Below are 14,848 nucleotides of genomic sequence, written 5' to 3'. Positions count from 1 at the left end.
GCAGAGACGCTCTTATGAGGGTTTTATGCCTTGTTTTGAGTTGTAGATGGCATTCTTATTGATGTGGTTCTTGTCGTGTCATTTAAGCTGACGCGTCGAGGAACGAGACAGGCGCAAGTAAATGGCACAACAAGAAGCTCGGCAGTGGTTGTATTATTTATTTGATGTATGACCTTGAGGAATGAGGCAGGCGCCAGTCAATGGCATAGCAATAGGCTTTGTTTAAATGATATAAAAAAGCCCCGAGTGCATGAACATTCGAGGCTTTTGTTTATTCGCACGGTGCTAAGTAGATGATGTTTTAAATGTTAATAACTTAGGCACTTATCCACTTCGTTGGCGGCGCCTAAGATAACGGCGACGCGTTGGTGAATGGCTTCAGGCTGGATGTCTAAGATGCGCTGTGTATGGGTATGGGCTTTGCCGCCAGCTTGTTCGAGTAACATGGCCATTGGGTTGGCTTCGTACATAAGGCGTAACTTGCCTGCTTTTGATGGGTCTTTATTATCCCAGGGATAAAGGAAGACACCACCACGACAAAGAATACGATGTACGTCGCCGACCATGGCGGCAACCCAACGCATATTAAAATTCTTTTCACGAATGCCTTCTTTGCCTTTTATAAGGTCACCTACGTAATTTTGAATACCGTTTGACCAGAAGCGTTGGTTCGACATGTTGATGGCGAACTCTTGTGTTTCTTGTGGTACCTGAATGTTTTCGTGTGTCAGTGTGAAAACATGGTTGGTTGGGTCGTAGGTAAACATGTTCACTCCTTGCCCTGTTGTGAGGACAAGCATCGTGGATGGCCCATACAGTACATAGCCAGCGGCAACCTGCTCTTTACCTGGGATAAGGAAGTCTGTTTCGATTGCGGGCGCATCGCCAGTTTGGCGGTAGATAGAAAAAATAGTGCCGACCATAGCGTTGATATCGATGTTTGATGAGCCGTCAAGGGGGTCAAATGCGATGAAGTATTCGCCGTTAGTGGTGGCAGGAACAATGTAATCTTCTTCTTCCGAAGCGATGGCTCTGACAGCAGAGCAAGCGAGTAAGGCATCTTTTAACATGTCGTTTGAAATAACGTCGAGCTTTTTCTGTTCTTCGCCTTGAACATTTTCATTGCCAGCCATGCCGAGAATGCCAGCGAGTGAGCCTTGTTTCAGTGCATTTGAAATATCGATGCAAGTATCCGTGGTAACGGTCAGTACCGTTTTTAAGGCGTCCGGTATCGTGCTGGATGCTAAAACACCTGATAAGTTTTGCATGGTCTGGCAGTTCCTTGTGATTTGAAGTAACCAAAGTATGCCATTCTAAACGCGGAGTGTCAGCCAGGCGGCATGTCTGGCGATAAAATAAATAGGGTATATGGGTGTTTTCAGATAATCTACGCAAAATATTAAAAGGAAGCGTTATGTCTGGTTTTGTTGTTCATAATTTAGAACTTGATGGTGTCGGTGGAGCGGTGTCGCTTCCGGTGACTGAATTACCAAAAGTACTGCCTGAAAGTGGCTGTCGCTGGGTGCATTTGGATTGTCTGGAAGAGGAAGGGTATGACTGGTTGACAAGTTTGGCTGATGTCCCTGAAACAGCGGTGGAAGCTTTATTTGCTGAAGAAACGCGACCTCGAGCGGTTAAAATGGGCAAAGGTTTGTTGTTGACTCTACGTGGTGTGAATTTGAATCCAGAGTCGAATCCTTCCGACATGGTGTCTTTACGTTTATGGGTGACGCCACATTTCATTGTATCGAGCCGCCGTCGTAGATTGCTGTCTGTGCAAGATGTGGTTAAGGACCTACAGAATAATACCGGGCCGATTAATGCCGCAGACATTGTGGCGACTTTGACCGAGACATTAACAGGCCGTATGGCAACGGTCATTAACAGTTTGGAAGATGAGCTGGCGGATTTAGAGGAAAGTATTGGTGAAGGCATCGAAACGGGGCAGCGTGATTCCCTAGTGCAGCGACGTCTGGAAACCATACGATTACGTCGCTTTTTAGTCCCACAAAAAGAAGCTATCCATAAATTATCACAAGAGTCATTAACTTGGATGACGGTAGACCAAACGGCACAAGTTCAAGAAGCGGCCAACGACATCACTCGTTACGTGGAAGGGCTTGAATCTCTGCGTGAGCGCTGTTTGCTGATGCAAGAGGAGTTCGCTAACCTGCAAGCTGAAAAGATGAACGCACGCATGTATGTGTTGTCGATTTTATCGGGTATTTTTATGCCGTTGGGTTTTTTAACGGGGTTATTTGGTATCAATATTGGCGGTATGCCAGGGACAGAAAGCGGGAATGCGTTTTGGTTGTTCTGCATCGCCTTAGTGGTGTTAGGTGGCGGTCAGTTTGTGTTGATGAGAAAAAGCCGCTGGTTTTAATGGTCAGCGGCGTTTTTTTGAACTCTGTTGTTTGAGGTTATTTTTTCAGTGTCTTCACACCGTTTTTGGTCGCGAGCAACAAGACGTCCGCAGAACGCTTGGCAAACAAGCCGTTGGTGACCACACCCACGATGCCGTCGATGCTTTTTTCTACGGCGATCGGGTCGAGAATCTCCATATTGTACACATCTAAAATGTGGTTGCCGTTATCGGTCACTACGCCTTCACGGTACACAGGGTCGCCGCCTAGTTTGACTAATTCGCGAGCCACATGGCCGCGCGCCATCGGGATGATCTCTACCGGTAAGGGGAAATCCCCCAAAATATTGACCAGTTTCGATTCGTCTGCAATACAGACAAATTCATCGCTGCATGCGGCGACGATTTTTTCACGCGTTAGCGCCGCGCCGCCGCCCTTGATCAAGTATAAATTGTCGTTTGACTCATCAGCGCCATCAACATATACGCGAATACTGTCGACGCTGTTGAGGTCATAAACTGGAATGCCGTGTTTTTTTAGACGTTCAGCAGACGCGTCTGAGCTGGCTACTGTACCGTCGAAATGGCTTTTATATTTTGCCAGTTCATCGATAAAAAGATTGGCTGTGGAGCCCGTTCCTACGCCTACGATGGTATCGGTTTCTAGCATGGGAAGAATATAGGCGACCGCCGCTTGAGCAACCGCTTGTTTCAATTCGTCTTGAGTCATGGTGATGTTCACCTTCTATTATAATGTTGCTAAGGACGATATTAATCGACTTATGATTAAAAATAAGCCACCTCTGATGGTCACCATATTATAGGCGCTTCATGTATTGATTGTTAGCCTCTGTTTTTTTACTTGATGCTGATTTAATGGGTTTTTATATGATGTAAAAGTCTATCGGTCTTTGCGCCAAACGGAGTGAAAGAGTATATTCCCTACTCGATTTTATATTCGTTTAGGAATCACTATGCCCCACACCATGATAAAAAAGATTCTACAGGCGCGCGTATATGACGTGGCCGTAGAAACGCCACTGTCTCGTGCTAATCAATTATCGACTCGATTAGGCAATGAGATTATTTTGAAACGAGAAGATTTGCAGCCAGTTTTCTCGTTCAAAATTCGTGGGGCATACAACAAAATTTGTCAGCTAACACCAGAAGAGCGAGCTCGCGGTGTGATCGCGGCATCCGCTGGGAACCATGCTCAAGGCTTGGCATTGGCGGCCAAAAAACTGGGCATTCAAGCCACCATTGTGATGCCAGCGACCACCCCAGAAGTAAAGGTTAACGCGGTGCGAAATCATGGCGCTGAAGTGGTGTTGTTTGGCGATGCGTTTGATGAAGCGTCAACTAAGTCTCGGGAAATCATGGCACAAACCGGTCAGGTTTACGTTCACCCTTTTGATGACTTAGACACCATCGCTGGGCAGGGCACCATCGGCATGGAAATCTTGCATCAACATGAAGGAAACATTGACGCGATTTTTATTCCGGTCGGCGGTGGCGGACTGATCGCGGGTATTGCAGCGTATGTGAAATACTTGCGTCCTGATATTAAAATCATCGGCGTGGAGCCAGAAGACGCGGCGTGTCTAAAAGTGGCGATGGAAAAAGGCGAGCCGACACGGTTGGCGACGGTCGGGATTTTTGCCGAAGGCGTTGCCGTCGCAGAAATAGGCCACAATACCTTTGCCATTGCCAAAGACACGGTGGACGAAGTGATCACCGTCACCACCGATGAAATGTGTGCGGCGATTAAAGACATTTACGACGACACTCGAGCCATTACTGAGCCGGCGGGTGCGTGTGCCTTGGCAGGGCTGAAAAAATACATCGAACGCGAAGGCGTTAAAGGGCAAACCTTGATTGCGATAAACAGTGGCGCCAATGTGAATTTCGACCGTTTGCGTCACGTGTCTGAGCGCGCTGAATTGGGGGAAAAACGCGAGGCTATTATTGCGGTGAAAATTCCCGAATCGCCGGGCAGTTTCAAAGATTTTTGCCAGGCATTGGTGGGGCGCAATATCACCGAGTTTAACTATCGTTATGGGGATGATCAAAAAGCGGTGATTTTTGTTGGCGTGGCTTTGGGTGGCAGTCCTCACAGTCGTAAAGAATTACTAGCAGATTTGAGCGACTATGAAATTGTCGACTTGACCGACGATGAAACCGCCAAGGTGCATGTTCGTCACATGATCGGCGGACATTTGCGCAGTGATAAAGGCGAGTTGCTGTACAGTTTCGAATTCCCAGAGCGCCCTGGTGCCTTGTTGAAATTCTTAAATACGCTGGGCGGTCAATGGAATATTTCCATGTTTCATTACCGCAATCACGGTGATGCTTACGGTCGTGTCTTGGTGGGGTTGCAAGCGGTGGGCGAAGAAACCGATGTAACGCACTTTTTAGACGAGCTGGGGTATCCGTATCAAGATGAAAATAACAACGACGCGTGTAAGCTGTTCTTTCGCTAAACGCTGACGGATCGGTTATTATTAGTGTCACTATTTTCTTGATTTTTGATTCTCTTGTGTCGCCGATAAGGCGACATTTGGACTGTTTAAAGGCCCTTTTTTTGTGAATATTCAAACCCTTCTTAATCAACGCATTCAAGCCGCTATGATCGCGGCGGGCGCGTCCGATACGGCGCCGGCGTTGGTTCGTCAATCTGCAAAAGTTCAATTTGGTGATTATCAAGCCAACGGCATAATGGGCGCGGCTAAAGCGTTAAAAATGAACCCGCGCGAGTTCGCCCAAGCCACGCTTGAGAAGCTGGATTTGGCGGATTTGGCGGATAAAGTGGAAATCGCTGGCCCTGGTTTTATTAACATCTTTCTGAAAAACGTCTGGTTAAGCAAAGCACTGTCTGTGTTGCGCACCAGTGAGCGTTTAGACGTGCAAGCAGTCGTGGCACCAGAGACGGTGGTCGTTGATTATTCGGCGCCAAATTTAGCAAAAGAAATGCACGTTGGGCATTTACGTTCGACGGTGATTGGCGATGCGGTAGTCCGTACGTTGGAATTTTTCGGTCATCAGGTGGTGCGTCAAAACCACGTTGGCGATTGGGGCACACAGTTTGGCATGTTGTTGGCTTATATGGAGCGTTTGCGCGCCCAAGACACCAAGATCAGCATGGCGTTGTCGGATTTGGAAACCTTCTACCGTGCGGCGAAAACCTGCTTTGATGACGACGAGGCCTTTGCCGTTCGCGCCCGAGAATTGGTCGTGGCGTTGCAGTCCGGCGACGAAGAGTGTTTGGCGTTGTGGGACGAGTTTATCGAAATTTCCATGGCGCACTGTGAAGAAACTTACAAGATGCTTGGTGTGTCTTTAGAGCGTCAGCATGTGATGCCAGAAAGTGCCTACAACGACGATTTACAAAACGTGGTAAACGAGCTGAAAGAACAAGGCTTGTTGCAAGAGTCAAACGGCGCTCAGTGTGTGTTCATGGAAGAGTTCGCCAATAAAGAAGGTGACATCACCCCCGTTATCGTACAAAAAACCGGTGGTGGCTTTTTGTATGCGACGACGGATTTGGCCGCGGTGCGTTTTCGTCAGCATACGTTGCAAGCGAACCGTGTGTTGTATTTTGTCGATGCGCGCCAGTCTTTGCATTTTCAGCAGATTTTCACCTTGTCGCGTAAAGCGGGCTTCGTAAAACCAGAAACACAGCTTGAGCACATGCCGTTTGGTACCGTGATGGGCAGTGACGGCAAGCCATTTAAAACCCGCTCTGGCGGCGTAGCGAAATTGTCGTCTTTGTTGGAAGAAGCACAAGAGCGAGCTTATCAGCTTGTGGCGTCGAAGAACCCAGATATGAACGAAGAAGAGTTGCGTAATATCGGCCGTGTGGTGGGTATTGCTTCGGTGAAATACGCCGATTTGTCGAAGAACCGTACCAGTGATTATGTGTTCAACTGGGACACCATGCTGAGCTTTGAGGGCAATACAGCGCCGTACTTGCTGTACGCCTATTCGCGAGTGGCGAGCATGGTTAAGCGCTCTGAGACAGACGTAGCGAGCTTGACAGGTGACATATCCATCGAAGCCGATCAAGAACGTGCGTTGGCAATGACGCTGTGTCAGTTCGAAGAAGCCATACAGCAAGTTGTTAACGATGGTATGCCGCATTTCTTATGTGCTTATTTGTACGATTTGGCTGGCACCTTTATGACGTTTTACGAGGCTTGTCCGATTCTTAATGCCGATGACGAAGTGAAAAACAGCCGCCTTCAATTGGCACTGAATACCGCGTCTACCTTGAAACTCGGCTTGTCTTTGTTAGGGATTGAAACTTTAGAGCGCATGTAATCGTCGTTCTTTAATGAATTAACGAAAGGCGCTTTTCTAATGAAACAGCGCTTTTTTTAGTTGTGATACATATCGGTCACTATTTGAATGTTTAACAATAGCGGAATGTTTAAGAACATCGGAACGACTTTATGAAAATTTACATCGCTTACACGGGCGGCACAATTGGTATGGTGCCGTCTGATAATGGATTAGTACCGGACGCGGCCTTTGCAAAGCAGCTTGCTGATCAACTCGGGCAATACAAAGAACTAGAGCATGAGTGCGTTATTGAAAGCTACGAGACCTTGATCGATTCTTCAAACGCGGCGCCAAAAGACTGGGCGATGATCGGCCGTGATATTGAGAACAAATGGCAAGATTTCGATGCCTTTATTGTACTGCATGGAACCGACACCATGGCGTACACGGCCGCGGCGTTGAATTATATGATTGCGCCAAGTAAGAAACCTATCATTGTGACAGGCGCTCAAGTGCCACTATACAAAGCTCGAAGTGATGCAATGAACAACGTTCTTGGAGCTGTCTCGGCGTGTGAACACTTGGTTGCTAAAAAGCGACAAGGCGTGTTTTTGTTTTTCGCAGATCGCCTCATCGAAGGTGACAGAGCCCACAAATCTCACACCAGTGATTGGCGAGCCTTCCGTTCTGTGAATTCGCCTGCGTATGGTGAGTTAGGTATTGATTGGGAATGGCGTGACAGCCATTTTTCTCAACTCCTGATTAAACCGCCAATGAAATTTCGTATTCCAGATATGGAAGAAGGTACGGTCACCATGTTACCTGTTTTCCCTGGCGTGCAAGCCGAACACTGGCAAGGCTTGTTAAACGAGAAGGTGAAAGGTGCGGTGCTGTTGAGCTATGGCGCGGGCAATGCGCCAGATAAAAATGCGGCACTTCTTGGGGTGTTAAAAGCGGCCAGTGAGCGCGGTGTTGTTATTGTGAATGTGAGCCAATGCGGTGCGGGAAGTGTGGTCGCGGGTGCGTATGCAGCGGGTTCAGCGCTGACGAACGCTGGCGTTGTTTCAGGTAAAGACTCAACCTATGAGGCCGCGTTTGCGCGACTACACGTCTTGATTGGTTTGGGTATGGACAGCAGAGAGATTAAAGATATTTTTAATCGTTAAGCTTGCGAATCATCTGAGTGTAGAACTAAGGAAAGTAAATGGCGTTTCTCTCAATGCTTTTGGTTTTGATTTGGTCGATGGGATTTATTACTGGCAAATTCATTGTCGGCTTCATTGACCCTAACGTTTACTTAGGTATCCGGTTTTTATGCGCAGGGATGGTATTTTTGACGATTGCCTTATGGCTGCGTCGACCGTTTCCCCAATGGAAGGAACTGCCGAAACACATCGTCGCTGGTATGTTGATGAATGGTTTTTACCTTGGTTTTGCGTATGTTGCTATCGCGCAAGGTCTGCCTGCTGGCATCATGGCGTTAATCGGTGCATTGCAGCCTGCATTAGTCACGGTATTGGCTTTTTTACTGATCAAAGAAAAAACATCATTCAAAGGTATTATCGGAATTGTCATCGGTATGCTTGGGCTGGTTTTAGTGGTGAGTCCCGCATTGGATCTTGATATGGGCAATGGCGGTGTGTCATTACTGACGTTAAGCTTGGGGTGCTGTGCAATACTGGTTCTCTCCCTTGGCGTGACCTATCAAAAAACCTCCATTGCCTCGTCTGATATTTTCAGTTCTTTAGCGATACAAAACCTCGCCGGTAGTGCGATTTCTCTTGGTTTTGTGCTTTTCTTAGGCGAACGCTTATTTGTCATGCAGTGGGAGTCGTTTGCCTTGGTCGCGTGGGGCGTTTTTGTCTTGTCAGGCGGTGGGGTTTTCTTAATGGTTTGGTTATTGAGAAAATCGAAAGCCTCTCATGTTTCGACTTTATTGCTACTCGCCCCGCCTCTTGCCGCGGTAGAGAGCTACTTTATATTCAGTGAATCGATGAGCACGATTCAAATAGTAGGCTTTGTGGTGACCATTGCCGGTGTTTACTTGAGTGCCTCGTTCCCACGAGGCGCGGGAACGAGGGAACTAGAAAAAGACTAATTAGAAAGTTTTTTTTCTAATATTCTAAGCTTGGCTTCTGCGCGATCGAGGGCGGTGTCAAAGCGCTCGAGTTCATCAATGTGGTGATCAAATTCGATCTTGCTGGGCAAGAGTTGGCTGGTGGTTTGTAAGTGTTGGACCAGTTGCATTCTGGCGTTGGTGGCGAACTCTTTGCTCCAAGACCATTGGGCACGAAGCAGTCGAGCCAAAGCCGCTGCGGGTAAATCGCCAATGTGGTCAGCCAGTAACCCCTCCCAATCTAATTCAAAGTTTTCCATCACTTTGTGCAGGGTCATTAAGGCTTGCGCGTTGCCTTGAATGCGTAGGTCGCCGCCAAAAAAACCGTCACCATCGAGCAGCTTTCTGTAAGCCGAGCTTGGACCCTGGACGAGCGTGTCTAATTTTGGATCGAGCTCAATGTCATCTAAACTTTCTGGTCTATTCAGCATGACGCCTTGTTCAAGAATATGAACCTGCAGAATAAACGAAAAATCTTCGATATAGAGAAACACTTGTTGTCCTGCGAGTTTACTCAGACGGTTTTGAGAAGGCGTGTCTTGCTTTAAGGCAAGGTTGATCGCACTTTCAATGGCGCTGAGGGCTGACAAACTAAGTGAACTCATAACGATTTTCCCGATGATGGATGAAATACGATTAAAACTAAATTTGGTGAATCTGAATCACTGAAGTGTCACGCGTCTGGCCTTCTTTTTCAAGACGGTCTAAGTACATCTGCCACAGCTCGTCATGATTTTTGCCGATATTATAGAGATATTCCCAAGAATATAATCCGGTATCGTGGCCATCGTCGAAAGAGATTTTGAGGGCGTAGTTGCCCGCACCCTCGACATTGTTAATGGCAACGTTCTTTTTACCGTATTGCAAAATAGGAATCTGTCGACCGTGACCGCGCACTTCTGCCGAGGGTGAATGAATACGTAAGTACTCTGCGCTGAGTCGAAACGCTTGACCATCGGCAAAAGTGAGCGCCAACTCACGAGACTGCTTATGATAATGAATGTGGGTTGGCGTGGGTGCCGTCATGGTGTTTCCTAATCGCTACAGAATGTATTGGCTTAGATCTTCGTTTTCAGCAATCTCACCGAGCTGCTCGTCAACATAAGCGGCGGTGATGTCAACGGTTTGATCGTTTGGCATGTCGCTGGCAGAGTAAGACACCTCTTCGAGTAACCGTTCAAGCACAGTATGTAAGCGACGTGCACCGATGTTTTCCGTGCGCTCGTTCACTTGAAACGCGATTTCAGCAATGCGCTGAATGCCGGCTTCGGTGAAGTTAAGATTAATGTGTTCGGTTTTTGCCAAGGCGACATATTGTTTGGTCAGCGAGGCACTTGGCTCCACTAGAATGCGTTTGAAATCCTCTACAGTGAGGGCATCGAGTTCAACACGAATGGGTAAACGACCTTGCAGCTCTGGGATCAAGTCAGAAGGTTTGGACAAATGAAACGCACCAGAGGCGATAAATAAAATGTGATCGGTCTTGATCATGCCGTATTTAGTCGACACAGTACAGCCTTCGACTAATGGCAACAAGTCGCGTTGTACGCCTTCACGAGACACTTCGCCACCACTGCGTTCAGAGCTTTTAGCCACCTTATCGATTTCGTCTAAAAAGACAATGCCGTTTTGTTCAACGGCGTCGACGGCGCGGGCTTTGAGTTCGTCTTCGTTGACCAATTTGGCCGCTTCTTCATCACGAACATGGCGTAACGCATCTTTGACTTTCATTTTTCGCTTTTTGGTTTTTTGCGAGCCCAAACTGGAAAACATGTTTTGCAACTGGCTGGTCATTTCTTCCATGCCCGGTGGCGTCATGATCTCCACACCCATTGGCGAATCGGCGATATCGATGTCGATTTCTTTGTCGTCGAGTTGGCCTTCACGTAACTTTTTGCGGAAGGTTTGGCGAGTACTATTGTCTGCTAATTCTGGGTCGCCACCACGGGCTGGCGGTAACAACACATCAAGAATACGGTCTTCTGCGGCGTCTTCGGCTTTGTGGCGCAAGCGCGCAGTTTCTTGCTCACGCAGCATTTTAATGGCCATTTCCACCAAATCACGAATAATAGATTCTACATCCCGGCCTACATAGCCTACTTCGGTAAATTTCGTGGCTTCGATTTTGATGAAAGGCGCATTGGACAGTTTGGCCAAACGACGGGCGATTTCGGTTTTACCAACACCAGTGGGCCCTATCATTAAAATGTTTTTTGGCGTGACCTCAGAGCGCATGTCTTCGGGTAATTGCATGCGGCGCCAGCGATTACGCAGCGCAATGGCAACGGCGCGCTTGGCTTTTTGTTGACCAATAATATGATTGTCTAAGGCGTTAACCGTCTCTCTTGGGGTCATGTTGCTCATGGTAAATTCTCTTCTCTGCTTGAATGAGGTAATGGGTCGCTTGTCGGCTATTGTTGGGCTGACTGGTCTTCAAGTTGTGGGTCTATGGTGATGGCTTCTATAGTTAAGCTGTGGTTGGTGAACACACAAATATCGGCCGCAATGTTGAGGCTTTTTTCGACAATTTCTTTCGCAGAAAGGTCCGTGTTATCGATCAGTGCACGTGCGGCCGCTTCGGCGAAGTTACCGCCTGAACCAATGGCTAACGCGCCGTGTTGAGGCTCCACTACGTCACCTGTTCCTGTAATGATCAGGGTGTTGTCTTTGTTGGCAACAATCAACATGGCTTCGAGCTTGCGCAAGGCCCGGTCTGAACGCCAGTCTTTGGCCAGATCGACCGCTGCACGCACAAGATGGCCTTGGTGCTTTTCTAATTGGCCTTCAAAACGTTCGAAAAGAGTGAACGCGTCGGCGGTACCACCGGCGAACCCCGCAATAACTTCACCACGATACAAACGACGTACTTTGCGTGCGTTGCCTTTCATTACGGTGTTGCCTAGAGATACTTGCCCATCGCCGCCTACTACGACGTGATTACCTTTGCGTACAGTTAGAATCGTTGTCATGCTTTACTCCCGTTTCGATACTAACAAAGTGGGGGCGCATAACTCGATTTCAAGCGAAAATCACATACTGAACACGCTTTCCTGTTCGGTACGTAATGGCGTTATACGCCACAGCATGATCGGTTCTGTCTATTACGGTTCCTTCGGGATTTTATAAGAGTAAGACGAGATGGACATAGACACGAGCTTGTCTTCAGCGCGGTTCATCTTAGAACGTGATTCATAAGGTCCTAGAATCACGCGATACCAAGGTTGCTCGTTTTTGCCGATGGTTTTTCGAACGCTGGCTTCGACCAAGCCGGACAAAATTAAATTGGCGCGCATGCGGTCAGCATCTTCAGGGCTACGAAAAGAAGCGGCTTGGAGCATGTAATAAAAATCTTGCTCACCTCGCGGCGTGGATTGATACGCATCCACATGGCTGGTATCGACCTCACTGTCTTGCAAGATCTGATAAAACTCAAAGGTGTCCTTTTTAGGCGTGACCTTAGTTTCTTTCGGCGTTACTTTTGGTTCTTTCGGCGTAACTTTTGGTTCTTTAGGCGCGGCTTTGGTGGTGGGTTTCGGTGTCACCTTAATTTTCTCGATGGGCGTCATTTTGGGTGCGGTTTTAACTTGGCTCAGCTGCATCAAACCATACACAAAGGCGGCCAGAATCGCAGGCACCAGCAGCCATAGCCACCATGGTGTTTTACGTTTTGGCGGAGGAGGCGTTCGTCGCGTTGCGCCCTTTCTTGGGCGACTGCCTTTGGCAGCGATTTGCACAGGATTAAACATAATTTGGGCTTTTTAGCGTTGGCTTAAAATAAGTAGCGCACATTATGCGGTCAAGCTTAATAAGTTTCCAGTGGATCTACATCGATTGCGAAACGAATCCGATGCTGTTTGCTGGATTGCTCCAGCCAATCACTCATGAGTTGAGTTGCATGGTGCAAAGGCGCGCGCTGAGCGGCTTTTATCGAGATGAGTGCTCGATGTTGCCCTGCTTTGCGCACAATGATGGCGGTATAAGGGCCAACCAGATACACGTCCTTAGAAAAATAGGGTTCCAGGTCATGTCGCATGGCGTTTAAAAGTTGCATGGCTTCTTGCTCGTTACTGGATTCGGCGCGGACAATTACTTGGTGATAAAACGGGGGCAGTGATAACGCTTTGCGTTCGCTTAATCCGTCAATCGCAAAGTGCTCATAACCAAGGTGACACAAACATTCGATTGCCGCATGATCCGGGTGATACGTTTGCAACAATACATGCCCTGGCTTTTTAGCGCGTCCAGCACGTCCAGCAACTTGCGTGATCAGCTGCGCGGTTCGTTCCATGCCGCGAAAGTCGGGCGAAAACAAACCGGCGTCAGCGTCCATAATGACCACCAAGGTGACATTGGGAAAATGATGCCCTTTGGCTAGCATTTGTGTACCAATCAGAATGGCTTGATCGTGTTCATGGATTTTTTGGGTGAGCTTTGCCATGGCAGATTTACGCTGTGTGCTGTCACGATCGATACGCAAAATCGGTACGTCTTTAAACAAGGCGCTGAGCTGTGTCTCAACCTGCTCTGTGCCTTCGCCAACCGTAAACAGCTCTTCACTCTGGCACTCAGGGCAGGTGTGCAGTAACGCTTTTTGAGTATCGCAATGATGGCAATGCAATTTGTTGGCACGCTTATGAACAGTGAGATTGACATCGCAATGATCGCAGGCGGCGATCCAGCCGCATTGATGGCACATCAAAGTGGGTGCATAACCACGACGATTTAAGAAAATCAGCACTTGCTCTTTGCGTTCTAAGCAGAATTTTATGCTGGCGAGAGCGTACTCGGTAAAGCCATGAATGAGAGTTTTGCCGCGCAAATCCACGCGTTCCATGTCGGGAATGTGCGCATTACCGGCGCGTTTGCGCAATTTGAGCCACGCGAATTTCTTTTGTAACGCATTGGTTAAGCTTTCATAAGAGGGGGTTGCTGAGGCTAATAGCACCGGAATATCCAACGCGTGCGCCCGTTTAATAGCAAGGTCACGAGCGTGATAGCGAAAGCCCTCGTGCTGTTTGTATGAGGTGTCATGCTCTTCGTCGATGACGATTAATCCCAAATTCGGCGCGGGGATAAACGCGGCAGAGCGCGTACCTATGATGATCTTAGCGTGACCGCTGGCGGCCAGCAGCCAAGCGTCGAGGCGTTCTCGATCGCTCATGTTAGAGTGCATTAACACAATATCAGTATTGAAGCGAATTTCGAAACGCTTCAAGGTTTGAGGTGTTAGGCCGATTTCCGGCACCATAACAAGGATTTGCTTACCTTCGACTATTAACCGTTCCATGACCTGTAAAAATACTTCGGTTTTACCGCTGCCGGTGACGCCATCCAATAACGCCACATTGAAATGATGGCGAGCGTTAAGCAAGTGGTCTGTGACGTGCCTTTGCTCGGTATTAAGTGTTGGCGGCACTTGAGTTTGATGCGCGTGTTTTTCCCCCGCTTTATTAAAAGAACGAGGTTCACGGCGTAGTAAGCCTTTTTCTTCTAGGGTTTTGCCTGCGGCGGGAGCCAAGTCTAAGACCGATGCCGCATGTTGGCTCAATCCATGAGGGTGTTGCTGTACGGCTTTCAAAAAGTCTTGCTGGCGCGGTGCTCGGCTGAGTGTTTCCAGCGACAAAGCTTTGCCTTCATCTGTGGTGAGCCACCAGTTTTCAGTTCGGAACTCGGCATTTTCACCTTTGCGCAGCAGAACCGGTAACGCGTGAAAAATGACGTCGCCAATTGGGTGATGATAGTAGCGCGCCGCCCATTCGCACAGCGCCATTAATTCTTGAGTGATGACAGGGCGTTCGTCGTGCATCGCGGTGAGCGGTTTCACCTGTTCATGATCCCAGTCGCTGTGTTCACTCAAAGCAACAATAACGCCCAGCCGGCTGCTTTTTCCAAAGGGCACTTTAACGCGCATACCGGGTTTCAATTCATGTCGTAGCGCTATGGCTTTAGGGACTTTGTAGTCGAATAGGGTCCGCATTGGCACGGGCAAAGCGACTTTGATGAAGGGGTAAGGAGTAAGAAGCGCCTCAGACATGCGTTAGGTTAGACCTTGTAGAGTTGACTGTGTTAATAGAGCTTACTATAGAAACCGT

The 14,848-nt window shown here is 48.1% G+C and carries 13 protein-coding genes; 5 read left to right on the top strand and 8 right to left on the bottom strand.

The genetic code is table 11. The annotated features are described in order from the left end of the window. Positions 1 to 308: 308 nt before the first annotated feature. On the bottom strand, positions 309 to 1,268 hold the full coding sequence (locus FXV75_RS14505) for a class 1 fructose-bisphosphatase (RefSeq protein WP_148834536.1): 960 nt from the start codon (positions 1,266 to 1,268) through the stop codon (positions 309 to 311). A gap of 146 nt (positions 1,269 to 1,414) precedes the next feature. On the opposite strand from FXV75_RS14505, the gene FXV75_RS14500 reads away from it, so the two are divergent. Beyond that, positions 1,415 to 2,383: a zinc transporter ZntB gene (locus FXV75_RS14500; RefSeq protein WP_148834534.1), complete on the top strand. Its 969-nt coding sequence runs from the start codon at positions 1,415 to 1,417 to the stop codon at positions 2,381 to 2,383. Positions 2,384 to 2,420: 37 nt separating this feature from the next. Here the strand turns inward: FXV75_RS14500 and rpiA are convergent, their stop codons facing one another. After that, positions 2,421 to 3,092, bottom strand: a complete 672-nt coding sequence (gene rpiA / locus FXV75_RS14495; RefSeq protein ID WP_148834532.1) for a ribose-5-phosphate isomerase RpiA — start codon at positions 3,090 to 3,092, stop codon at positions 2,421 to 2,423. Between the two features lie 244 nt (positions 3,093 to 3,336). Here rpiA and ilvA point away from each other — a divergent pair, with 244 nt between their 5' ends. The 4 genes from ilvA (at position 3,337) to FXV75_RS14475 (ending at position 8,738) form a co-directional block, all read left to right on the top strand. Continuing rightward, on the top strand, positions 3,337 to 4,842 hold the full coding sequence (gene ilvA / locus FXV75_RS14490; protein ID WP_148834530.1) for a threonine ammonia-lyase, biosynthetic: 1,506 nt from the start codon (positions 3,337 to 3,339) through the stop codon (positions 4,840 to 4,842). Positions 4,843 to 4,945: 103 nt separating this feature from the next. Further along, the gene (gene argS, locus FXV75_RS14485; protein WP_148834528.1) at positions 4,946 to 6,679 is read left to right on the top strand and encodes an arginine--tRNA ligase; all 1,734 of its coding nucleotides are present in this window, start codon (positions 4,946 to 4,948) and stop codon (positions 6,677 to 6,679) included. A gap of 131 nt (positions 6,680 to 6,810) precedes the next feature. Beyond that, complete coding sequence (locus FXV75_RS14480; RefSeq protein ID WP_148834526.1) at positions 6,811 to 7,806, top strand: asparaginase domain-containing protein; 996 nt, start codon at positions 6,811 to 6,813, stop codon at positions 7,804 to 7,806. A 38-nt stretch (positions 7,807 to 7,844) separates the two neighbouring features. Continuing rightward, positions 7,845 to 8,738 carry a DMT family transporter gene (locus FXV75_RS14475; RefSeq protein WP_148834524.1) on the top strand — a complete coding sequence of 298 codons (894 nt, stop codon included), beginning with the start codon at positions 7,845 to 7,847 and terminating at the stop codon, positions 8,736 to 8,738. Here the strand turns inward: FXV75_RS14475 and FXV75_RS14470 are convergent. From FXV75_RS14470 to FXV75_RS14445, 6 genes are all read right to left on the bottom strand, one after another. Continuing rightward, the gene (locus FXV75_RS14470; RefSeq protein ID WP_148834522.1) at positions 8,735 to 9,361 is read right to left on the bottom strand and encodes an SCP2 domain-containing protein; all 627 of its coding nucleotides are present in this window, start codon (positions 9,359 to 9,361) and stop codon (positions 8,735 to 8,737) included. The two genes, FXV75_RS14475 and FXV75_RS14470, sit on opposite strands and share 4 nt — an antisense overlap. A gap of 37 nt (positions 9,362 to 9,398) precedes the next feature. Then, positions 9,399 to 9,782, bottom strand: coding sequence for a gamma-butyrobetaine hydroxylase-like domain-containing protein (locus FXV75_RS14465; protein WP_148834520.1), 384 nt, complete (start codon positions 9,780 to 9,782; stop codon positions 9,399 to 9,401). 15 nt (positions 9,783 to 9,797) lie between these two features. After that, complete coding sequence (hslU, locus tag FXV75_RS14460; protein ID WP_148834518.1) at positions 9,798 to 11,120, bottom strand: ATP-dependent protease ATPase subunit HslU; 1,323 nt, start codon at positions 11,118 to 11,120, stop codon at positions 9,798 to 9,800. 47 nt (positions 11,121 to 11,167) lie between these two features. Further along, positions 11,168 to 11,725, bottom strand: coding sequence for an ATP-dependent protease subunit HslV (gene hslV, locus FXV75_RS14455; protein WP_148834516.1), 558 nt, complete (start codon positions 11,723 to 11,725; stop codon positions 11,168 to 11,170). Positions 11,726 to 11,857: 132 nt separating this feature from the next. Continuing rightward, a complete protein-coding gene (locus tag FXV75_RS14450; RefSeq protein ID WP_148834514.1) occupies positions 11,858 to 12,502 on the bottom strand; it encodes an SPOR domain-containing protein in 645 nt (214 codons plus the stop codon). 56 nt (positions 12,503 to 12,558) lie between these two features. After that, on the bottom strand, positions 12,559 to 14,790 hold the full coding sequence (locus tag FXV75_RS14445; protein WP_148834513.1) for a primosomal protein N': 2,232 nt from the start codon (positions 14,788 to 14,790) through the stop codon (positions 12,559 to 12,561). Positions 14,791 to 14,848: the final 58 nt, after the last annotated feature.

Source organism: Marinomonas sp. IMCC 4694 (assembly GCF_008122525.1).
In the GTDB taxonomy this organism is placed as follows: domain Bacteria; phylum Pseudomonadota; class Gammaproteobacteria; order Pseudomonadales; family Marinomonadaceae; genus Marinomonas.
This window is presented reverse-complemented; position numbering and strand designations above follow the sequence as displayed.

Bases quoted from the DNA above. Each gene is read 5' to 3' on its own strand.
- hslU (WP_148834518.1), bottom strand. From the start codon at position 11,120: ATGAGCAACATGACCCCAAGAGAGACGGTTAACGCCTTAGACAATCAT.
- FXV75_RS14450 (WP_148834514.1), bottom strand. From the start codon at position 12,502: ATGTTTAATCCTGTGCAAATCGCTGCCAAAGGCAGTCGCCCAAGAAAG.
- rpiA (WP_148834532.1), bottom strand. From the start codon at position 3,092: ATGACTCAAGACGAATTGAAACAAGCGGTTGCTCAAGCGGCGGTCGCC.
- FXV75_RS14465 (WP_148834520.1), bottom strand. From the start codon at position 9,782: ATGACGGCACCCACGCCAACCCACATTCATTATCATAAGCAGTCTCGT.
- FXV75_RS14445 (WP_148834513.1), bottom strand. From the start codon at position 14,790: ATGTCTGAGGCGCTTCTTACTCCTTACCCCTTCATCAAAGTCGCTTTG.
- FXV75_RS14500 (WP_148834534.1), top strand. From the start codon at position 1,415: ATGTCTGGTTTTGTTGTTCATAATTTAGAACTTGATGGTGTCGGTGGA.
- hslV (WP_148834516.1), bottom strand. From the start codon at position 11,725: ATGACAACGATTCTAACTGTACGCAAAGGTAATCACGTCGTAGTAGGC.
- FXV75_RS14470 (WP_148834522.1), bottom strand. From the start codon at position 9,361: ATGAGTTCACTTAGTTTGTCAGCCCTCAGCGCCATTGAAAGTGCGATC.
- FXV75_RS14480 (WP_148834526.1), top strand. From the start codon at position 6,811: ATGAAAATTTACATCGCTTACACGGGCGGCACAATTGGTATGGTGCCG.
- FXV75_RS14505 (WP_148834536.1), bottom strand. From the start codon at position 1,268: ATGCAAAACTTATCAGGTGTTTTAGCATCCAGCACGATACCGGACGCC.
- ilvA (WP_148834530.1), top strand. From the start codon at position 3,337: ATGCCCCACACCATGATAAAAAAGATTCTACAGGCGCGCGTATATGAC.
- FXV75_RS14475 (WP_148834524.1), top strand. From the start codon at position 7,845: ATGGCGTTTCTCTCAATGCTTTTGGTTTTGATTTGGTCGATGGGATTT.